Annotated in this window: 22 protein-coding genes and 11 tRNA genes; 1 reads left to right on the top strand and 32 read right to left on the bottom strand. The window is 41.3% G+C overall.

Features of this window, described 5'->3' with window-relative positions:
* Window positions 1–23 precede the first annotated feature (23 nt).
* From FJR77_RS09225 to tgt, 13 genes are all read right to left on the bottom strand, one after another.
* Entirely contained in the window at window positions 24–977 is a 954-nt protein-coding gene (locus tag FJR77_RS09225) for a class I SAM-dependent methyltransferase (protein WP_140834586.1), read from the bottom strand.
* Window positions 978–1,037: 60 nt separating this feature from the next.
* A complete protein-coding gene (locus FJR77_RS09220; protein ID WP_140834588.1) occupies window positions 1,038–1,625 on the bottom strand; it encodes a class I SAM-dependent methyltransferase in 588 nt (195 codons plus the stop codon).
* 32 nt (window positions 1,626–1,657) lie between these two features.
* A complete protein-coding gene (gene comGG / locus FJR77_RS09215) occupies window positions 1,658–2,071 on the bottom strand; it encodes a competence type IV pilus minor pilin ComGG (protein WP_140834589.1) in 414 nt (137 codons plus the stop codon).
* A complete protein-coding gene (comGF, locus tag FJR77_RS09210) occupies window positions 2,049–2,510 on the bottom strand; it encodes a competence type IV pilus minor pilin ComGF (RefSeq protein ID WP_140834591.1) in 462 nt (153 codons plus the stop codon). The genes comGG and comGF overlap by 23 nt, the downstream gene beginning before the upstream one ends.
* A complete protein-coding gene (gene comGE / locus FJR77_RS09205) occupies window positions 2,473–2,775 on the bottom strand; it encodes a competence type IV pilus minor pilin ComGE (protein WP_000413380.1) in 303 nt (100 codons plus the stop codon). The genes comGF and comGE overlap by 38 nt, the downstream gene beginning before the upstream one ends.
* Window positions 2,738–3,142 carry a competence type IV pilus minor pilin ComGD gene (comGD, locus tag FJR77_RS09200; protein ID WP_258190707.1) on the bottom strand — a complete coding sequence of 135 codons (405 nt, stop codon included), beginning with the start codon at window positions 3,140–3,142 and terminating at the stop codon, window positions 2,738–2,740. Before comGD ends, comGE begins: the two co-directional genes overlap by 38 nt.
* The gene (comGC, locus tag FJR77_RS09195) at window positions 3,135–3,461 is read right to left on the bottom strand and encodes a competence type IV pilus major pilin ComGC (protein WP_000738642.1); all 327 of its coding nucleotides are present in this window, start codon (window positions 3,459–3,461) and stop codon (window positions 3,135–3,137) included. The genes comGD and comGC overlap by 8 nt, the downstream gene beginning before the upstream one ends.
* A gap of 1 nt (window position 3,462) precedes the next feature.
* Window positions 3,463–4,479, bottom strand: a complete 1,017-nt coding sequence (gene comGB / locus FJR77_RS09190) for a competence type IV pilus assembly protein ComGB (protein ID WP_140860127.1) — start codon at window positions 4,477–4,479, stop codon at window positions 3,463–3,465.
* Window positions 4,427–5,368, bottom strand: a complete 942-nt coding sequence (comGA, locus tag FJR77_RS09185; protein ID WP_140834598.1) for a competence type IV pilus ATPase ComGA — start codon at window positions 5,366–5,368, stop codon at window positions 4,427–4,429. Before comGA ends, comGB begins: the two co-directional genes overlap by 53 nt.
* Window positions 5,369–5,444: 76 nt before the next feature.
* Entirely contained in the window at window positions 5,445–5,810 is a 366-nt protein-coding gene (locus tag FJR77_RS09180) for a DUF1033 family protein (RefSeq protein WP_140834610.1), read from the bottom strand.
* Between the two features lie 190 nt (window positions 5,811–6,000).
* A complete protein-coding gene (nagA, locus tag FJR77_RS09175) occupies window positions 6,001–7,152 on the bottom strand; it encodes an N-acetylglucosamine-6-phosphate deacetylase (protein WP_001134549.1) in 1,152 nt (383 codons plus the stop codon).
* Window positions 7,153–7,303: 151 nt separating this feature from the next.
* Complete coding sequence (locus FJR77_RS09170; protein WP_140834599.1) at window positions 7,304–9,121, bottom strand: acyltransferase family protein; 1,818 nt, start codon at window positions 9,119–9,121, stop codon at window positions 7,304–7,306.
* Between the two features lie 100 nt (window positions 9,122–9,221).
* Complete coding sequence (gene tgt, locus FJR77_RS09165; RefSeq protein ID WP_001285237.1) at window positions 9,222–10,364, bottom strand: tRNA guanosine(34) transglycosylase Tgt; 1,143 nt, start codon at window positions 10,362–10,364, stop codon at window positions 9,222–9,224.
* 116 nt (window positions 10,365–10,480) lie between these two features.
* On the opposite strand from tgt, the gene FJR77_RS09160 reads away from it, so the two are divergent.
* Window positions 10,481–11,338, top strand: coding sequence for a DUF975 family protein (locus FJR77_RS09160; RefSeq protein WP_140834601.1), 858 nt, complete (start codon window positions 10,481–10,483; stop codon window positions 11,336–11,338).
* 25 nt (window positions 11,339–11,363) lie between these two features.
* Here the strand turns inward: FJR77_RS09160 and pcp are convergent, their stop codons facing one another.
* The 19 genes from pcp to FJR77_RS09065 all read right to left on the bottom strand — a co-directional run bounded on the left by pcp (window position 11,364) and on the right by FJR77_RS09065 (window position 20,533).
* Window positions 11,364–12,008 (bottom strand): pyroglutamyl-peptidase I, encoded by a 645-nt coding sequence (gene pcp, locus FJR77_RS09155; protein ID WP_140834602.1) that lies wholly within the window; start codon window positions 12,006–12,008, stop codon window positions 11,364–11,366.
* A 112-nt stretch (window positions 12,009–12,120) separates the two neighbouring features.
* Window positions 12,121–12,483: a DUF1304 domain-containing protein gene (locus FJR77_RS09150; RefSeq protein WP_140834603.1), complete on the bottom strand. Its 363-nt coding sequence runs from the start codon at window positions 12,481–12,483 to the stop codon at window positions 12,121–12,123.
* 10 nt (window positions 12,484–12,493) lie between these two features.
* Window positions 12,494–12,919, bottom strand: coding sequence for a MarR family winged helix-turn-helix transcriptional regulator (locus FJR77_RS09145; protein WP_181146635.1), 426 nt, complete (start codon window positions 12,917–12,919; stop codon window positions 12,494–12,496).
* A 320-nt stretch (window positions 12,920–13,239) separates the two neighbouring features.
* Window positions 13,240–14,442, bottom strand: a complete 1,203-nt coding sequence (locus tag FJR77_RS09140; protein WP_140834604.1) for a LysM peptidoglycan-binding domain-containing protein — start codon at window positions 14,440–14,442, stop codon at window positions 13,240–13,242.
* Between the two features lie 165 nt (window positions 14,443–14,607).
* Window positions 14,608–15,228, bottom strand: a complete 621-nt coding sequence (locus FJR77_RS09135; RefSeq protein ID WP_140834605.1) for an HAD family hydrolase — start codon at window positions 15,226–15,228, stop codon at window positions 14,608–14,610.
* A gap of 3 nt (window positions 15,229–15,231) precedes the next feature.
* Window positions 15,232–16,512, bottom strand: coding sequence for an MATE family efflux transporter (locus FJR77_RS09130; RefSeq protein ID WP_140834607.1), 1,281 nt, complete (start codon window positions 16,510–16,512; stop codon window positions 15,232–15,234).
* A gap of 60 nt (window positions 16,513–16,572) precedes the next feature.
* A complete protein-coding gene (thrC, locus tag FJR77_RS09125; protein ID WP_140834608.1) occupies window positions 16,573–18,057 on the bottom strand; it encodes a threonine synthase in 1,485 nt (494 codons plus the stop codon).
* A 75-nt stretch (window positions 18,058–18,132) separates the two neighbouring features.
* Window positions 18,133–19,410 (bottom strand): gamma-glutamylcysteine synthetase, encoded by a 1,278-nt coding sequence (locus FJR77_RS09120; protein WP_140834609.1) that lies wholly within the window; start codon window positions 19,408–19,410, stop codon window positions 18,133–18,135.
* A gap of 101 nt (window positions 19,411–19,511) precedes the next feature.
* Window positions 19,512–19,595 (bottom strand) — tRNA-Leu (locus FJR77_RS09115).
* A 9-nt stretch (window positions 19,596–19,604) separates the two neighbouring features.
* A tRNA-Gln gene (locus FJR77_RS09110) sits at window positions 19,605–19,676 on the bottom strand.
* A 13-nt stretch (window positions 19,677–19,689) separates the two neighbouring features.
* Window positions 19,690–19,762 (bottom strand) — tRNA-His (locus tag FJR77_RS09105).
* Between the two features lie 14 nt (window positions 19,763–19,776).
* A tRNA-Trp gene (locus tag FJR77_RS09100) sits at window positions 19,777–19,847 on the bottom strand.
* Window positions 19,848–19,851: 4 nt separating this feature from the next.
* A tRNA-Tyr gene (locus tag FJR77_RS09095) sits at window positions 19,852–19,932 on the bottom strand.
* Between the two features lie 12 nt (window positions 19,933–19,944).
* A tRNA-Phe gene (locus FJR77_RS09090) sits at window positions 19,945–20,017 on the bottom strand.
* Between the two features lie 3 nt (window positions 20,018–20,020).
* Window positions 20,021–20,094, bottom strand: a tRNA-Met gene (locus FJR77_RS09085).
* A 10-nt stretch (window positions 20,095–20,104) separates the two neighbouring features.
* Window positions 20,105–20,194 (bottom strand) — tRNA-Ser (locus tag FJR77_RS09080).
* Between the two features lie 82 nt (window positions 20,195–20,276).
* A tRNA-Ile gene (locus FJR77_RS09075) sits at window positions 20,277–20,350 on the bottom strand.
* Window positions 20,351–20,384: 34 nt separating this feature from the next.
* Window positions 20,385–20,455 (bottom strand) — tRNA-Gly (locus tag FJR77_RS09070).
* Window positions 20,456–20,460: 5 nt separating this feature from the next.
* Window positions 20,461–20,533 (bottom strand) — tRNA-Val (locus tag FJR77_RS09065).
* Window positions 20,534–20,586: the final 53 nt, after the last annotated feature.

The following is a 20,586-nucleotide window of genomic DNA, read 5'->3' as shown; positions in this document are numbered from 1 at the left end:
CATCTATTATAACAAAATCTATTTTATATTTCAGTACCTTGAGTCCATTTTTGAAAATTTTCTTTAAATTTCATTAAAACACTTGCATCTTGCAAACTAGCAAGTGGATAAACAAAGGGTTCTACTGCTATTTCACTTTTCTTCTGTAAGATAAAAATCGTCTTGGATTGTTTGGCATTAGCAAAGAGATTTTCAGGCAAACTAATCATGGCAGTCAAACTTGCCTCCTCTTTCAACCAGCCTTTCAACAAGTCACTTTGAGGACTGGTCAACAAATCACTCGGAGCTAGAAAAATAGCGTATCCATCTGACTTGAGGTACTTAAGCCCTTGTTCCATGAGCAAGTGATGGGCGTAAGTATGTTCTTGGCTAGAAGCAACTTGATGACGCGACGCAACGGCATCATCAGGATAATAGCCAACAGGCAAGTCGCTGATGACCACATCACTTTCTTTGAGCATTTGTGGACGAACGGCATCTCCTTGGACAAAGACAGCCTGCAAACCAATTACATCTGCCATACTAGCTGCCAAATCAATCAGCAAATCATCTACTTCCACTCCCAAGTAATCCACTTTCTTAGCAAGAGAGGTTAAGAAAGTAGCGCCCAGAATCCCCATGCCAGAACCCATTTCGAGGATAGTGATTTCCTCCTCTTTAAACAATTCCTCCACAATAAACACCAAAAGTAAAGCAATAGCATCTGGTGTAAACTGGTGATTGGCCTGCAATGGTTCTGTTTGCCCAGCCTTCATCAAGAGAAACTGGTAGGTCTTGAGCCATTCTTCTTTGCGTAGCGCTAAACGCTTAAGGGCTTGATTGTTCTCCTTGACCTGCTCTAACTCAGTCTCACCATCCAGATAGATGCTGTTTTGCTCCACCAAAGCGTCATAAAAATTGGTTGCCAAATCACTTTGGATGACTTGGACATTCTCTAGTAAATAGGTATAAGCTTGTTCAATTTTTTCAAAATCCATATTCCTATCTTATCAAATTTCCCTTCTTTTTTCCATCCTTATAGAAAAATCACTCCCTGACTAGGCGAGTGATTTTTGGGCTACTGTTAAAAAGAGTTCTGAGTAATTTCCTTGAAACAGGTCTTCAGCGCTATAGAGAATCTGACTATGTACAGATGAAAAACCATGCTCAATTAGCTGTTTTTCCAGTTCAGCTAAATCAAATCCATGATGGTTAGCCTCTGTCTTGGTAAAATCAGCAAGTAAAAGTTGTCCGTTTTCTATCAGATGTTGATGAAACAGTGAGAGAGTCGCATCCAAATCAGGCATATGATGAAGAACCCGACAAACAACAATAAGATCAAACTCTTGTTCCAAGGGTTTTGCCAGTAAATTCTGCTCCAAAAACTGGATATTCTTGATGTCTTGCTGCTCCGCTTTCAAACGAGCTTGTTCCAGCATTTTATCCGAAATATCCACCAATGTTACAGACTTGGTCTGCTCGGCTAGGGGCAAGGATAGTAGACCCGTGCCACCACCGAAATCTAAAATTTCTTTGTCTGATAAAACATCAATCTGTTTCTCAACTGCTTGACATACCAAGTTTGCAAGGAAAATGTTTTTAGGGGAATCAAAAGTTTCTGCTTTGTGGTTAAAATCATGTTTCATGCTTTTAGTTTAGCACAAAGTAGCTTGATTAGCTAGGAATTCTCTTTCTTTTCAAGCTTCTTTTCTGATTTTTTCTTCTCCACTTTTTCGCTTGAATCGATCGCTACCTCTTCCTTTTTATCTCTTTTCTCTTCTTTGATTTTGACTGAAGGAAATAGGAACTCATATTGACTCTTTTGTGTACGAACCCTTGTCACCAAGCTTGTTTTCTTATTTTGATAACTCACCTGACCCAGATTAAAGGTCTGTTCCCCACTTTCCTTATCAACCTTATCTTTGGCTCGTTTGGCCATAGCAAAAGCAATCAGCTTTTCTTTATTTAAAGCATAGTCTCGATGGTGGGCGACTTGTCGGTTCAAGTAAAATTGTAACAAAAGACTAAAGATAGCAGCCACGGTGACTGCATAGAGGAGAACACCTGCCTTAACTTTTTTCTTTTTCCACACGATAGATGAACTCCCTTTCTAAGCCTTTTTGGAATTGAAAACGAAAACGAACCAGTTGATTGTCCTCTGTAATTTGAGCTGATTTGAGACCATAAACCATAGGCTGATAGCCTCGTCCACTGGCATCGGTTTTCCGAAAATCGTCCGATTTAGACTTACCTATAGCGATATCCTTGCCATCCTGCTTAATATAGAGGTGATTGCCTTCTACTTTTTCGAACTGCGAACGGTCTAATTCTGCCTCCAGCTGATCCACAAACAAGAGCCACTCCTTTTGCTCGCTCTGTTGCTGGTAGCGAACTTCTGAAATGAGAAGCTGACTCATGGCTTGAAAGAGGAGTAAACTTCCACTGATGACAATCAAGGCAATCAGGGATTCTAATAAGGTAAAAGCCTTGACCTTATGGCTCTTTGATAGCCAACAACTGTTCTGAACCATGGTAGACCTCCAATCCCTTTTCACTAGAAAACACCTGAATCTCAACTCCGTTGATGTTTACCTGATTTTGACCTGTCTGCAGTGCCATCTTGGCTACCCTCAAGACTTCTTCCTTTTGCAAGATTTTTGCTTCTTCTTGCCTATTTTTCTGAATTTGTCCCAAAAGAAGCGTCGCAATGCTGGCAAAGATAGCTAAAGCAACTACTGCTTCCAGTAAAATCACTGCCCTAATTTTTTGTTTCCTTAATGCGTTTAATTTTTCCATTTCCTAGATATAATTGATAGCGAATCGCTCCTTTACTGGTCTGAAATTCAACCTTAGCCAGAGACGAATTGCCCCCAGTGCGGTCAAATGTAATACTTTGGCCCGATGGTGCTTGAATTCCTTTAGGAACTGTCAACTTTTGACTGCCATTGCTAATGATCTGCCCATCTAAGTTCAGACTAGCCTTTTGCTGACTGGCTACACTGCGTTTTTGTGTTTCCCGATAGAGTTCTTCAAACTCCATAAAAAAAATCTGCTCCTCTACCGCTGCAAAAGTGGACTGGACAGTTCCAGACAAGCCCAAGGCAAGGATACTCACAAGTCCCAAAACCAAGAGACTTTCCAGCATGGTAAAGGCCTTAATCATTGACTGTACGATTTTTTCCTCCATTTTTTGTATAGTATTCTTTATAGGCTTTAGCCTGTTCTTCTGTGATTCGCCCATCTGCTTGTAACTTGCTTAGACTAGCATCTTCATTTTTATCCAAGCTATAAAGCTCTGCCTGGCTTTCCACCACCTTAACAACAGCAGCTTTCCCTTTGTCATTGACTGCTTCTTTTTGCTTTGTCAGATTAGGTACAAAGAGCAAGAGAAGTACGCTGATAATCAGCAAGACCACCAACATCTCCACCAATGTAAAAGCTTTAACCTTAGCTTTTTTCAAGAATGTCATCATTTTTTTCATTTTAAAAATTTACCTCCATATTTTGATACATGGGCATGAGCATTGCCGCATAAAGTAAAACGATAATCAGAGCCACAAAGATAAAAACCAGTGGCTGCACCAGATTCATAGTGCGATTGACTCGGGTAAAAAAGGCTTCCCAAGTTTTTTCAGCATAGATTTCCAACTCACTCCCCAGCTTGGACTTGACTTCCCCATACTCGATGATGAGACTCAACTCCTTTTTAAAGAAAGGATAGGTTGCTATGGTTTGAGAAAATTCGCGGCCATTTTGTAGGGCTTGAGCTAAATCTCGACCGATTTCTTTAAAGAGTTGGGAACCTTGTTCCTGCATGATCTGAAAAATCTGCGTCAGCTCCATCCCCTGTGAAATCATATTGCCCCATTCACGCGCGTAATAAGCTGTCAGATAGGTCTGGACAAAGATTCCAAGAAAAGGAAGGCGTGCTAAGATAGAAAAGACGCGCATCTTTGAACTTCTTTTATAAAAAGTTAGTGATAAAAGGACACCTACTGAAACAAACCCTACCATTCCTAGAAAGATTTGTGGCAGATTGCCAATAATTTGGGTGGCGATATTGCTACTATCCAGTTGTGGTAGTAGGTAATTACGCAGTCCCAGCATAATTAAGAGAAGAAAACCAAGCAAAATCAAGGGATAGGTCGCTACTTCAATTAGTTTTTTCTTGACCTTGGCCAGATTGTCTAGATACTCTTCTATCTTTCCCAAACTCAGGTGGAGATTCCCATGGACTTCAGCTAGGGATAACTGAGTGACAATGGCACTTGAAAAGCCCAAACTTTCCATCATTTCTGAGAATGATTTCCCCTGAGACAAGCCCGTGCGCATCTGGGTCACACACTGCTTATCCAACAAAGCGCTCCTATCTAAAAAGGAGATAGTCTCCACCAGATGAAAACCGCTGGAAAAGAGATTGTTAAACAATGTGATAATATTTTTTTGCTTAGCTGTAGCTAATTTTTTCCCTTTCAGCCTGAAGACTTGTGATATGTCCATCTTTAAGAAGCTGGTCAATCTGTTCATTCCAGCTAGTTGGCTGGTGTTCTTGATAGTCTTTGTTTGCAAAGTCAACGATTCCTCCTCCCCCGATTAATCTTTGATAGCAGATTCCTTGTAGAACGACTGTCAATTCCTCCTCACTCACACCCAACTCCAGCAGACGATCATAAACACCTCGGATACTCTTGGCATGAATGGTTGAAAAGACTGTCGCACCTGTCAAACTAGCTCTAACCACTGCACGCGCCGTCTCGCTGTCCCGAATTTCTCCGATAATCAAGAGATCTGGTCGATGACGTAGGGAAAGCTTAATCAGATTTTCATAGGTCAGTCCGATTGCTTCATTTAGCTGCAACTGGAGCATGTCATCCTGCTTGATTTCGACAGGATCTTCTATGGACATAACTTGCTGTCCTTTAAAGAGAGACTTGGCCAATTCATGCATCAGGGTCGTCTTGCCACTACCGACTGGACCAGCAAAGAGATAGAGACCACGTTGCCTGCACTGCTTGCCCAGTTCTTCAATATCCTGAAACCAAAAATGCAACTCCTGCTCCTCATCGTGCAACAAGCGAATAACTAAACTCTCGTGCCCTCGATAATCACCTACAGTAGATAAACGCAAGGATGCCATCTTCTGGTCATAGACATAATCACAGGAACCAAGTTGACTACGTCGCTTTTCTCCCACATTCATACCCGCTACAAACTTAAAGTGACTGATGACAGCCGCAAACTTTTCAAAATCATAACAACCGATTTTACAGCGCTTGTCTCCTACCCTCATATGAAGCTCATAGGCATCTAACTTAGGAACAAAATAAATATCCTGCGCCCCTTTTTTCCGAGCCGAACGAATAATTTCTTGTGCAATTTCTTGAACCATACTTACCTCCTCACCTATACTATTCGCAAAGATTTGGAAAAAATAAAAAGCAACTTCAAAAAAAGTTACTTTTTCTCTATTTTAATTTCACACGGCAAGAACGGTGCCTTTCCTTACCTGTTTGTTTTTCATAGCCTGGACGTAATTTTTCATCTGGAATAACCTGCTCATCCTGCAAAAGAGCCAAAGAATGGTATTGTTGTAAATACTCATCACATTCATCGCACCAGCGTTGGTCTTCTGGATCCCAAAAAATGGTCATCAAGTCACTTCTGCTTTTATAAAGAGGGGATTCTTGTTCCAATCTAAACCAGCAAGTTTTGTAGTATTTGAGAGCATCATAATACTGGTCAAATTTTCTACTTGCTACAATATCTTCTTCCCAACCTTCTAAGAACCACCAAGGCTCACAATCTCCATACATTTCTATAACACGATACATATTCATTCATTCCTTTGTACCGTATATTATAACTAATTCCATTAAACAAGAAAAGAAATATGCTCATTTCTTAATTTCCAGATAAAAAATCCAGCCATCTGATGGATGACTGAATTTGATCTGCTGCCTTACGGACTAATAGTCACATAATAAAAAAGCAGAAGCTAATCTCTAACTTCTGCTTTCTCTCTTATGCTTGATAACGTTTCACACCATCTAGATACGTAGCTACCAATTCCAAATCTTTGTCTAAAACAATAAAATCTGCATCATAACCTTCACGGATTTGGCCACAGACATCATCAATGTGAACAGATTTTGCTGGGTTAAGGCTGGCCATCATGACTGCTTCATGCGGATTCGCAATACCCCACTCGACTACATTTCTCATACCATCTTTAAGTTTGAGGATAGAACCTGCCAAATTACCAGTAGATTTGAGACGTGCAGTTCCATTTGCTACTACAACAGGGAATTCTCCCAACATATAGTCACCGTCTTCAAGCCCACCAGCTGTCATACAGTCCGTAATAAGAGCGATGTTTTCTGTCCCCTTTTGCTTAAGTAAAATCTCACAAGCTTTTGGATCTACGTGATAACCATCACAAATCAATTCTGCGTAAGTATGTGGGAGCTCATACATAGCTCCTACCATACCTAGTTCGCGGTGTGTTAACCCACGCATCCCATTATAGGCATGTACCCATACACTAGCTCCAGCATCAACTGCCTTCTTAGCTTGTTCAAATGTCGCATCTGAGTGTCCAAGTGCAACTGTCACACCTTCACCTGTAATAGTACGTACAAAATCTTCCACCCCATCACGTTCTGGTGCAATAGCGATTTTATTTAGCATCCCTTTTGCAGCATCCTGCCAAGAATGAAACTCCTCAACACCCGGGTCTCTCATATAAGTTGGATTTTGTGCCCCCTTAAAAGTTTCTGTGAAATATGGACCTTCATAATAAATCCCACGAATCTTAGCACCTGTTGCTTCTTTATAATGGTTTCCAAGATTTTCAGTGACTGCAAGCAATTGCTCATAAGTGGCTGTTAAAGTTGTGGGCAAGAAACTGGTAACACCGGTACTAAGAAGTCCTTCACTCATAGTATGCAATGTACCTTCAATGTTGTTGTCCATCACATCTACACCTGCATATCCATGAATATGAGTATCCACAAGACCTGGTGCAATGCTATAACCAGTATAGTCAAGAACCTCTGCTCCTTCAGGAATTTGATCCACATGTTTCCCAAATTTGCCATCAACAAGTTCTAAGTACCCACCGCGACGAATGCCAAATGGATAGAAAAACTGATCCGCTTTAACGTAATTAGGCATAATAATGACCTCCTTAAAAGATTACTTTTGATATTTATTATGTCAATTACATTATAAACCTTTCTGATTCATTTGTAAATGGTATAGACCTATTTTCTAGAGATATTTTAAAAGAGCTGGATTTTTCCAACTCTTCTCTTTTAAATACACGTTATTTTGATTTGACTGGCTTGTCTTGAGCTGTTTGCAAAGCTGTAGCAATGGTCTCTGCATACAATTTTGCTCCTGCTTCAATTTTGCTAGTGTCACTTCCGAAATGGACTTGGTCTGTTCCTGTCCAGATCTCTGGATGTTCCTTAGCAACTTGATTCCAATCAGCAATGGTGATATAAGGAGTCTTCTCTGCCAATTCTCTCATATAGGCAGCAGCCTTCTCAACGATTGCATAGGTCTCTTTTGTCTTATCTCCTTCATAAGGAGTCACCAAAACCATATGATGTCCCTTAGGAAGATTTTTCACGATACTATCCCAATCTTCCTTGTAACTTTCAGGATTATTTACCCCTGTTGCAATGACCACCATCTTAGGTAAAAATTTATTCTGGCTATTATTTAGCATGATTTCATTGGCGGTCTTGGTTGTTCTGCTGACCTGCGCGTTAATCTGTGCTCCAGGAAGGGTTGTCTGTAGGGCTGTATTTGCCCTTAAAGCCACCGAATCACCAATTAACATAGTGCCATCAGCAATTCCTAAACTATCAGCTTCTGCTCGTTCTGTCATCACCTTGGTTTGGCTAATATTTGTTGCAGCTTGCTTCAAACCATTGACAGTTAAGTCTGTCTCAAACGCTCCCACTTGTGGTGCCAACAAAGTCACTAAGAAGACAATGAAGGCCAAAATTCCAGTACTTGCTGCAAGGATTGCGTGAATATAAGGCAGGGGACGAATAGTTTGTAAAACAGGTGTGTTCTTGCCTGCAATCCACGGCTCCAATACATAAAATGATAGGCTGGCGAATCCATAAGAAAAAATCAAAGTTAATAACACAGCAAGAAGATTTGATGTCAACTGTGAAAAAATGATATAGAAAGGCCAATGGAAAAGATAAACCGCATAGCTAGTATCCGCTAAAAAGCTGATAATCTTTGGCTCCTGCACGTTAGGAGTCTTTTCATGTAAGACACGCGCCGCCAGAATCATAGCAAGGGCTGCAAGGCTGGCAAGTAAGAAGCCAATAAGATAGGCAAAGAGATAGGTAAATTTGACAAAGAAGGTCAAAATGAGTAAGAAGCCAAAACCTCCTCCAAAAACCAACAGGGTCTTTCGTAAATCCCAGATTCTATCCAACTGCTTGACGAGGGAAGTCGTCTGACGAACGCCTACGATAGTTGCTAACACACTTCCCAAAAAGAATGGATAGACATGAGTTAAACTGGAGAAGTAAACAGAGGAATAAGAGGTTACTAGAAAACTACCAATAAACATAGAGAAGAAGCTGATCAAGAAGGCAGTAGCAGACAAGAGAAAGACCATTCCCTTCAACTGACCATTTGATTTAGCCTGTTTGGATAAGAACCAAACTGCCAAGCCCCAGAGGATATAGTAGTGAGCCTCAACAGCCAAGCTCCAATTATGAACAAACAAATGTGGAATGAACTGAGATTCATAACTCCCACCTGTTAGAAGTTCATAGAAGTTGGTCATAAAGCCTAAAACACCCGCAATCTGACCCCCAATTCCAGCCACATAATCTTGGCGAACTAGGAAGGTAAAGGGCATGGTCACCAAGACCATCAAAACCACAGGTGGCACAATACGATAAAAGCGTCTCCTAAAAAATCCAACCAAATCAATTTCATGATTTTTAGAAAATTCTTCGATGAGTAGAGCTGTAATCAGAAAGCCTGAAAATGTGAAAAAGACATCTACCCCGAAAAAACCTCCAGGAAAGATGGTCTGAAAGAAGTGATACAAGAGTACCAAAAGTAAACCTGTAATCCTAATCAAGGAAAACCATTTAATGCGCATACGAGTTTATTCTTCCTTTCATTGTACACTTTATTCTATCAAAAAAAGAAGAAAAATCCCAAGAGAAAACTTAGGATTTTTAGCTTATATCTATTCCGTTTTAGAAATTACGGCCTGACTTATTATAGCCATATTTTTCCACAAAATACTCACGGAATTCCAAGAGATTGTCATCCATAATGGCTTGTCGCACTTGCTTCATCAGATTAAGCAAGAAGTAAAGATTGTGATAGCTAGTCAAGCGGATACCAAAGGTTTCATCAGCCTTGAGCAGGTGACGAAGGTAGGCGCGTGTGTAGTTCTTACATGTGTAGCAATCACACTCAGGATCCAGTGGTGTAAAGTCCTCAGCAAACTGGGCATTTTTGACAACCAAACGACCTTGACTGGTCATACAAGTCCCATTACGAGCGATTCGAGTCGGCAAGACACAGTCAAACATATCCACCCCACGAATCACTCCATCAATCAAGCTATCTGGCGCTCCCACACCCATCAAATAGCGAGGTTTATTTTCAGGAAGCAGTTGAGTTGTGAAGTCCAAGACAGCATTCATCTCTTCATGGGTTTCTCCCACTGCCAAACCACCGATAGAGTAACCTGGAAAGTCCATGCTGACAAGATCATGAGCTGATTGGCGACGAAGGTCTTCAAATCCTGCCCCTTGCACAATTCCAAATAACCCTTGGTCATGCGGACGACGGTGAGCCTTCAAACCACGCTCAGCCCAACGACTGGTACGCTCGATTGATTTCTTAACGTAGTCGTATGGTTGATAAAACTGAGGACATTCGTCAAAGGACATCATGATGTCTGAACCTAGATTGTTCTGAATAGAGATGGCTTTTTCTGGTGATAGGAACATCTTCGAACCATTGAGATGGTTTTTAAAGGTTACCCCTTCTTCTGTGATATTGCGGCTATCTGCTAAGGAATAAACCTGAAAACCACCACTATCTGTCAAAATAGGCTGGTCCCAATTCATGAACTTGTGGAGACCACCTGCACGTGCAATGAGTTCATCTCCAGGGCGAAGCCAGAGATGATAGGTGTTTGATAGGATAATTCCCGAACCCATCTCCTTCAATTCTTCAGGTGACTGAGTTTTGACAGTGGCTTGAGTTCCAACTGGCATAAACATAGGCGTCGGGAAGGTACCGTGGGGAGTGATGATTTCTCCCAGACGAGCTCCCGTGTGTTTTTCTTTCTTAATCAAACGATATTTGATTGGTGAATCTGACATTTTTTACCTCCGAAGCTGGGAAAAACAGTCCCAGTTCATACTTTGTGCCCAAGGGCATACTGTATGATTTTATCAAAAAAAGCCGGAACTGTCACGAACTATGGTATAATGAGAGAATGAAATACCCAAAAATTGATTTAAAAACCGTTCGTCTGCAAGCCAGACAATTTCAGGCTGAAAATCCCCGCCTCTTTCTCGTCTATCTCTTACCTAGCATGCTGGTCATTTTGTCTGGCTTCCTCAATCCCTTAGAGCGCATAAACGAGAGTGTTTTAGAACAACCCTTTTTAAGCGTGTTTGGCCATATATCCCAAGCCTACCTTTTCCCACTATTAGTCTCCTTTATCGGAGCTATTCTTCTAACCAGTTCCGTCTATACAACGCTAAAACTTATAAAGAACCCAGATACAGAACTATCCATCAAAAATAATCTCACTCTCTTTAACGAAGAGCACTTTTCACAAACCTTTTTGACCCTTCTTCTCAAACGTTTCTATCTCTTCTTATGGAGCATTCCTAGTTTACTCGGAATTTACTTTCTTTTTTACAGTAGCTTTCTAGCAAAGAAATTCGTTGTCCTTCACCCTGAATTTCCTAATCTGGATCTCACGTCAATTGAAACCGAGCGCTTCCTCATGACCTTTGGTCTCTACTTTCTAGCAAGCATCCTCTTGATGATTGTCGGAAATAGTCTCTATATCCCACAATACTATGCCTATTCACAGGTAGAATTTCTCCTCTGTGACACCCTAGACTTGGGCCAAGCTAAACCAGGGCAAATCCTTAAAACCAGCCGTTTCCTGATGAAAGGCTACAAATTTCAGCGCTTTATTCTAGACCTACAACTCCTTCCTTGGTACTTCCTCAATTGGATTACCTTTGGAATTGCTAGTTTCTCACTCCTACCCTACATTCAAATCAATAAAATAATTTTCTACCGAGCAGTACTGGCTCGAAAACGTCCAAAAGCTTGAAGGTAACCCCTCAAGCTTTTTTCTATCAATGAGTTTCTCCGCCTACCAACTTGAGGTCCTCATCTCCATGTTCGATAATAGCCCCGATTGCCGCTTCTATCCCTCGCCTAATATCTACTAAACTCATAGCTGGGGTAGTCGGTCGATTCACCACCTGTTCCATCATATAAGGAATATGCATAAAACCTGCCTTAACATGTGGAAATTTCTTTTCTATCAAATAGAGGGCCTGATACATCAAATGATTGCAGACAAAAGTCCCTGCCGTATTAGAAACAGAGGCCGGCAATCCCTCTTTTTTTATAGCTTGAACCATCGCTTTAATCGGCAAACTACTAAAGTAGGCCGGAGCACCATCTGGACGAATAGGAAGGTCAATCGGTTGATTTCCTTCATTATCAGGAATGCGTGCATCGTCTTGATTTATAGCCACTCGTTCAGGCGTCAAACTAGATCTTCCACCAGCTTGACCGATACAAAGGACAAAGTCAGGTTGATAACGACTCATCTCTTCTTCCAATACTTGGGCCGATTTGTGAAAGACTGTTGGTACTTCTAACCAGCTGACCTCAGCGCCATGGATTTCATATGGCAAACCTTTAATGGCCTCCAAAGCTGGATTGACCTTTTCCCCTCCAAAGGGCTCAAAACCTGTCACTAATACTTTCATTTCTAACTCCTCAAAACTAATTCAATGAGACTTTTTTCTTAAAAACAAGTATAACATATTTCTCTTCTTCTGGAGTGAAAAGGACTAGCGAGACTAGGATTGACCTTCAAGTTTATTTTAAGAGTAAAATACTAATCAAGGCTAAAATAGCTGGTCCACCTTGCTTCAAAATAATTTTCTTATCTGCTGTTAGAGAGCCGTAAGCCGCCGCCCCAATCACAAATAAAACAAAAATAGTCACAATTTCTAAATTCTGTGAAAAATAAATGCCATACAGAAGAAAGAATCCTAGCAGAGCATTATAAATTCCTTGATTTTTAAACAATGATCTTACTGACGGATGAGCCAGTTCTTCCTTGTCCATGTTAAAGACACGACTAGTCGCATCTGATTGCGTTGCAATACTTTCCAAATAAAAAATGAAAAAATGCTCCAAAGCAACAATCGTTGCTGAAATGGTTGTCATAATTGACATCTATTTCTCCTTAAATTTCTATATTTCCAATACCCAAAACCAATTTATTTACTAAACGGCTGAGTTCTGTTCTTTCAGACTCTGTTAAGATACTTTCCATCTCTTCCTTAACCTTTATATGTTGCAGAGGGGGATTCACCACTAACTGCTCCTTGGCATATTTCGTAGCCTCTACCAAGACTTCTCGCTGATTTTCAGGATTACGATGACGCTCCACCAAACCTTCCTTTTCCAGAATTTTGAAATGTCGGGTCAAAGCAGCCTGATCAATCTTCAAACGCTCCTGAACCGCTATTTGATTACAGGGAGAATGCTTCAGCAAAAATAATAAAATCTGATACCGTGTCAAACTAATCCCAAGTCTTTTTTCAAACAATTGCGTACTCGCTTGCTCAGACAAGCGGAGTTGATACAGTAAATCTTGAATCTCTAGCATTTCTTTCTCCTTTAAATTAATCTATCAATAGTTGACTAATCAGGTATAATATAAGATAAAATAGATTACAAGAATGTTGCTTGAGTCATTACTAGATGCTAACTTTCCATTTCCCATTCAAATTGATACTCAATGAAAATAAAAGAGCAAACTAGGAAGCTAACCACAGGTTGCTCAAAGCACAGCTTTGAGGTTGCAGATAAAACTGACGTGGTTTGAAGAGATTTTCGAAGAGTATGACAGAGAAAAAAACGAACGAGACTCGCTTCCTATCATGAAAGCTAAATCTCATTCGTCAACATTATATTATAAAATCTGGTTTATCCATTCATTGAAACGTGAACGTGGTCATAGTGGTTTTCTGTCACGCTACCACGATCTGGCATTGGGTTCCAAGTATTAGCTGGTCCATATTTACTATCGAATGGAGCATAGAAACGTTGTTTCCAGATGATGTAACTAATTCCTCGGCTGGCCATGTTTTGAATAGCGTATTCCGCAATCTTATCCCCTAGTTCTGAGCTTTCTGGTACCATAAAGTCGATAGCCAAACCTTTTCCGTGATCTCCACTGTCTCCTGGACGGTAACCACTAAAGGATGTGATGCCAAACAAGTTGGCGATTTCTTCTTTAAAGGTAGCCGTCTGTGGTTGAAGGCCTGCATTTTCAGATTTTGCTACCGCAAGTCCAGCATAATCGGGCGCTGCTGGAGCTGCGTAAGTTGCTGAAGTTGTTTTCGTCTCTTCTGGTTGATAAGTAGAAACTGCTGTTGTAGCTTCATTTGATGAGGCTTCTTTTGCTTCTTCTGAACTTGTTGCAGTTGTTTCAGGCGCTTTTTCTTCTACTGGTGTTGTAGTTGGTGCCACTGTTGAAGCAGCTTGAGGACTGGCCTGTGTTTCATCTTTATCAACTGGAGTCGTTTCCTGAGGAGCTGCTTCTGTGACTGCGCTACTTGTTTCGGCTGTTTGCTCCTCTGGGACAGAAGTTCCTGTAGATGGTGTCACTTCTTCTAAAGCAGTCACCGTCTCTGCAACTTCTGAACTTGTTGCCACTTCTTTTGTTCTTGTAGTTTCTACCGCTTTTGGAGCTTCTGCAATCGGTTGAGAAAGGTCTGCAACCTGAACAGTTTGATCATCAACCGTCACTTGATTGGTTGTCAAATCTGCTGTCGCAGTTGTCACTTCTTCACTAGAGTCTGCTTGAGGAGTTTGGATTTCAACTTCCGTTACCTCTTCTGCTTCATTGACAGTCGTTGTCAAAACAGTTTCTGGGAAAATCAAGTCCATATTAGTGATTTTATTCAAATTCGCAAGAACTGTGACATCTACACCCAAAGCTTCTGCAATGGTGCTTAAGGTATCACCATACTGAACGGTATAACTTGTTTTGTTGTCCGTTTTAGTCAAATCGTTTTGGATTTGCTCAACACTACGTGCAGTCCAAATAACTTCTTCTGCTTGAGTTGCCAATACTGGGGCAAAGGACAAGGCTACTGTTGAGGCTAATAATATTCTTTTCTTCATTCTTTCAAATTCCTTTCAAATGAGTACCTGTCTATCATAACACAAAAAATGCAGAAAAAAAGCCCTCTCGGGCCTATTTAACAGAACTGTCTATTCCTTGTAACAAACTCGATTACTTGAAATAGTTTGTTAGGTCTCTGTCACAAAATTGACACAATCTTTTTATCACTCAGCCTCAAAAAAATGGGAAATATCTGCTAACGCTTGAATCCTGTGATTACCTTCATAAGTCGACTCTAAAAAGTTGATACTTTGAATACCACTATTCTGGGCAAATTCCACATCCAGAGTCCGATCCCCTATATAATAGATTTTCTCAGGATCCAACTGATACTTGTCTAACAGATAGGTAGCCGCTTCCGGATTAGGCTTGCGAGCAAAGCCACTCTGACTGGTTAGAATCTCTGTAAAATAAGATTCCAAACCCAAGTCTCTGAGAATGGTAAGAGCATTGTCTCCCTTATGAGTGTAAACAAACTGCTGAATTCCTGCTTGGTCTGCCCAAGCTAGCATCTCACGCGCACCTGGCATCAAAACTACCTGAGCATTCTTCTCAGCCAGACTCTGTGCACGCACCTGATTTAGCACTTCCACATCCAGCTTTCTCTCTTCTGCCACCTGCACAAGTAAATCCTGCACAGAAAACTTGAGGATAAACTCTCTCACCTGCTCCTTATCATAAGGAATAGAAAACTGAGCAAAAGTTTCCTCAATCCCTGACAAAATTGCTTCGTAAGAGTCCAATAAAGTCCCGTCTAAATCCCAAATAAAAGCTGTTTTTTGCATTTCCTATCCTTTCAAGCTCATATAACGCTGGTAACGGTAACGTAGAAATAACCAACGAAAACCATTATCCAAAAGGGTTCCGGCCCAAATACCAGGCAAGCCCCAACCAAGCACAATCCCCATCAGATATCCTGTTCCAATGCGGATACACCACATTCCTATACTTGTCGCATAAAAGGGAAGCCGAGCATTGCCCAAACCCTGCCAGACTGCTGTATAGATGACTGTTCCTATCGTCATAGGAGTACCAAGTAGTGAAAACAGTGTCACTAGAACACTAGCCTCCACCGCTAGAGGATTAGTCGTATAGAGATGAGTTAATGGTACACCCAAAGCGTAGATACTGAAGGTCAAGGGTAACATGAGGACCAGAGAAAGCCAAAAGGTTTGCTTGCTCAAACTAGCTACTCTTTCCCAATTATCCTCTCCAACTGCTCGAGCTACCAGCATGACCGTTGCCGTAGCGACGCCAAAGGCAGGCATGTAGTTAAACTGGGTCAAGACTTCTCCGACTGCATTCCCAGCAACTGCCTCCGTTCCAAAAGAAACGACCAAGGCAATGATAACGACATCACCAGCCCGCATCATAAGCCGCTCTCCAGCTGCTGGCAAAGCTAAGGTCAATAGTTCCTTATCTAAACCAAAAGTCGGTTTCTCAAAAGGCAACTTTAATTGCGACCATAAAATCACAAGACCTACCAAGCGAGACAGAATAGTTCCCCAAGCAACACCAGCTATCCCCATATCCAGAACAAAAATAGCTAGACTGGAAAAGAGAATATTCAAAGCATTTGATAAGAGACTAACATAGAGAGGCAGACGTGGATTATGCGTTGCACGAATCAAGGCACCCAGACTGGTCATCAAGCCCAAAAGAACAATCGATCCGCCTACCAAAGATAGATACAGTCCACCACTCTCAGCTACAGCCCTCTCCGTTCCCAATAGTCCTATCATCTCTTTTCCAGCGAAGATGGACAAAGATCCTAAAAGGAAACTTACTAGTAGGGTAATCTTCAAGGCTTCAGTCACATGATAGGCTAGCTTAGACTGATCCTTCTGCCCTAAACTTTTTGAAATAACACTGGAAATAGCAGCTCCCAGAGCGATGAAAATCGCCTGGTAAATGGTGATGATATTACCAGCGACTGATACACCCGAAATGGCTATCAAGCCCAAATGGGCTACCAAGTAACTGTCCACCATTCCCATGAGCATCTGCAAAAAGTTTTCGCCCATAGCTGGCAAAGCAATATTAAGAATGTCTTTATTTTTCTTAAACAATCCTTCCTCCTGATGAAAAGAAACTCAGTTGGTTTCCCAACCGAGTTTACTCCTTCCGTCTTAAAGTCCTAAATAAGCCTCAACCGCTGCTTGCATATCCGCAGCCGCCACAGTTGTCTTGTGACGAACTGGCGCTGTTTCAAGGCCATCAACTGCTGATGGCACAGCCACTCCTGAGATTTCATGCAATTGAGCCAAAGCTTCAAAGTCAGTTAAGCCTGCTTTTCCTGTTACTGCTTCAACTGCAACCACCGGGAACTTGTAAGGACTAGCTGTTGAAGCAATCACTGTCTTAGTAACATCGTCAGTAGCCACTTGGTATTTCTTATAAACTGCCGAGGCAACCGCCGTATGTGGATCCTCGATATAAGAATCTGACTCATAAACACGCTTGATTTCTGCCGCTGTTTCTTCCTCAGTCGCATATTCAGCTGCAAAGAGGTTAAGAATCTCTGCATCAAAGTCTGTCAACTCATATTGTCCTTGCTTGTTCAAGGCATTCATGAGTTCAGCTGTTTTAACCGCATCATTACCCAAAAGATGGAAAATCAAACGCTCCAAGTTTGAAGATACCAAGATATCCATAGATGGACTAGTTGTTACCTTAAACTCACGCTTCTTGTCGTAAACACGTGTCTTGAAGAAGTCTGTCAAAACATTGTTGTCATTTGAAGCACAGATCAATTTACCAACTGGTAGACCAATTTGCTTGGCATAAAAGGCAGCCAAGATATTTCCAAAGTTTCCTGTTGGTACTGTGAAGTTGACCTTTTCACCAGCCACAATCTCTCCAGTCTTAACCAACTGAGCATAGGCATAAACATAATAAACAATCTGTGGCACCAAACGACCGATATTCATAGAGTTAGCAGATGAAAATTGCAACTTGTTGGCCGCTAATCTTTCACGAAGAGCCACATCGTTAAACATATGTTTCACATTTGTTTGCGCATCGTCAAAGTTACCATCAATAGCGATAACATGAGTATTGTCACCAGTCTGCGTGGTCATTTGCAACTCTTGCACCTTGCTGACACCATCTTTTGGATAAAAGACGATAATCTCAGTACCAGGGACATCTGCAAATCCTGCCATAGCAGCTTTCCCCGTGTCGCCAGATGTCGCTGTCAAGATAACAATCTTATTCTCCAAACCATGTTTCTTAGCAGCAGTCGTCATAAAGTATGGCAAGATAGACAAGGCCATATCCTTAAAGGCAATCGTTGAACCATGGAAAAGTTCCAAATTGTATTGCCCATCTAATTTCACTAATGGTGCAATAGCTGGAGTATCAAATTTGCTATCGTAGGCATTGTTGATACAGTAGTCCAACTCTTCAGCTGTAAAGTCATCTAAAAATGCTGACAAAACTAACTTAGCAACTTCCTGATAGGAAGCATCTTTCAATTTTGCAAAATCCAAATCTACCTTTGGATAAATAAGTGGTGTAAACAAACCACCGTCCGTTGCCAAACCTTGCAAAATAGCTTGGCTAGCAGTTACTGTATTGTTGGCATCACGCGTTGATTGATAAACTAATGTCATTACTCTCTATCCTTTATCTATAGTCTCATCCATTATATCATGATTTTTCAGAAAATTCTCCTTTTATAAGAGAAATTATAGGCTCAATTCTTTCTTCAAAGGCTCTAAATAAATCATTTCTTGCTTATTTCTCATCACTAGCCCTTCCTCAGCTAGTAGGAGTAAGTCTTTGGAAAATTCAATAATCGCAGTTTCTTCCTGATCTGTAAGCTTTTTCTTAGAAAATTGTCGTCTTAAAAACTTATAATCACAACCAAATTTCTTAAAGAAAGGTGCTGTTTCTAAGTAAGCTACTAACTTATCTAAATTAACCAACAATCCCAAGTGAAAGGCGGCAGAAGCGAAAGTTCTCTCTAGAGGCTGAGTACACACACTACGAAACTCAACTGTTCCGCGAGTCGTTAAGTCTTGGTACTGATAACTACGATGTGTTTCAAAATCCTTCTCTTGAGGGTAAATAAGAATCACATCCCCATTAAGAGCATATGCTTGGATTTCAGGTGTAGTCAGGTACTTGCTTGCCTGAATAGGATAAAAATAATAGGTTTGTCCATCACGTTCCGCAGTAAAAATTGCAGAATGATCGAGATAGTCAAAAAAATCATCCTCATCTTTAAAGAGCCTAGAATTGACACCGACATTTTCTGGATAGATACCATGCATAGACTCTTCCCAGAAAATATCCCTTGCAATTTTCGTATCCCAATCCTCACCTGAAAACTCAGAATTGGCAAATAAATACGCCTTAGGCCCTTCAATTTGAGTAAAAGCATTAATCACCCGTAAGTAGTTAGATTTTGAAACATCAAGCTGAACCTGACTCCCACAGATAAAAGCACCATATTCAGGGAAATGATGCAACTCTGATTTAGTCACATTTCTACTCAAATTCAAATAGTCCATCAACATGCGATACCGTGGGTAAGCAACTGGACAATTCTCATTTTTATCCCAGTTAGGATGAATGCCACAGCCAACAATAGCATGATTTGATTCACTTAATTTTCTCTGAATTACATTCATATAATTATTAAAACGATTCTCTACCTCTTGAATCTCTTTAACCTTACCAAACGCAAATTCAATCGTAGTATAGGAAACTTCAAATAAAATAGCATCCTGACTTATCGGATCTACTAACTGGATAGGATTGCCAAAATCATCTACCTTTTCAACATCGAAATCCAAAGCAGAAACTAAATATCGGAATAATTCCTTGATAACTTCAACATCTGCAGTATTCCCTTCCAAGTTTACAACAGGATATTCCAGCTCAATCCCGACAAACAATTCAGGATTTTCTTTGATATTTTTCAAATACCGATGCTTTAATAAATCGATAGAACGAGACATACTTCCCTACACTTTCATAATAAATTTTAAATAACTATTATTATACCAAAAATAATACAAAAAGGAACGAAGATTTATCAACGTTCCTTAACTCTATACTATACCGGCGGCCGGGGTCGAACCGGCACGTCCTTGCGGACACTGGATTTTGAGTCCAGCGCGTCTGCCAATTCCGCCACGCCGGCAAATAGTAACTGGGGTAGCTGGATTCGAACCAACGCATGAGGGAGTCAAAGTCCCTTGCCTTACCGCTTGGCTATACCCCAATAATATAAAATAGGCGAGTGATGGGGATCGAACCCACGCATGCCAGAGCCACAATCTGGTGTGTTAACCACTTCACCACACCCGCCATAATTCTATTAACACGGGCAGTAGGAATTGAACCCACACTGAAGGTTTTGGAGACCTTAGTTCTACCTTTAAACTATGCCCGTAAAATGGAAGGGGAGGGATTCGAACCCCCGAACCCGAAGGAGCGGATTTACAGTCCGCCGCGTTTAGCCTCTTCGCTACCCTTCCAAAATATATAAATGGCGCGAGACGGAATCGAACCGCCGACACATGGAGCTTCAATCCATTGCTCTACCAACTGAGCTACCGAGCCTTATTGCGGGAGCAGGATTTGAACCTACGACCTTCGGGTTATGAGCCCGACGAGCTACCGAGCTGCTCCATCCCGCGTTAATAAAAAAGGAGGATGTGGGATTCGAACCCACGCACGCTTTTACACGCCTGACGGTTTTCAAGACCGTTCCCTTCAGCCGGACTTGGGTAATCCTCCAAAATAGTTTATACGGGAACAAGCCCGTGTCCTCTTAGTGAAAAGATAATATTTCAATCGCTAAGTAGTGGACTAAACACTATGGGCACGAGTGGACTCGAACCACCGACCTCACGCTTATCAGGCGTGCGCTCTAACCACCTGAGCTACGCGCCCAAGTTAAAAACTTGGTACAAAGAACAAAGTTCAAAGCGGGTGACGAGAATCGAACTCGCGACAACAGCTTGGAAGGCTGTAGTTTTACCACTAAACTACACCCGCTAAAATGGGAGTTAACGGGATCGAACCGCTGACCCTCTGCTTGTAAGGCAGATGCTCTCCCAGCTGAGCTAAACTCCCTAGAGCTAAGCGACTTCCATATCTCACAGGGGGCAACCCCCAACTACTTCCGG

This window comes from Streptococcus shenyangsis, from assembly GCF_006385785.1.
Classification (GTDB): domain Bacteria; phylum Bacillota; class Bacilli; order Lactobacillales; family Streptococcaceae; genus Streptococcus; species Streptococcus shenyangsis.
Note: the sequence above shows the minus strand (reverse complement) of the source record. Positions and strands in the feature narration are given on the sequence as shown.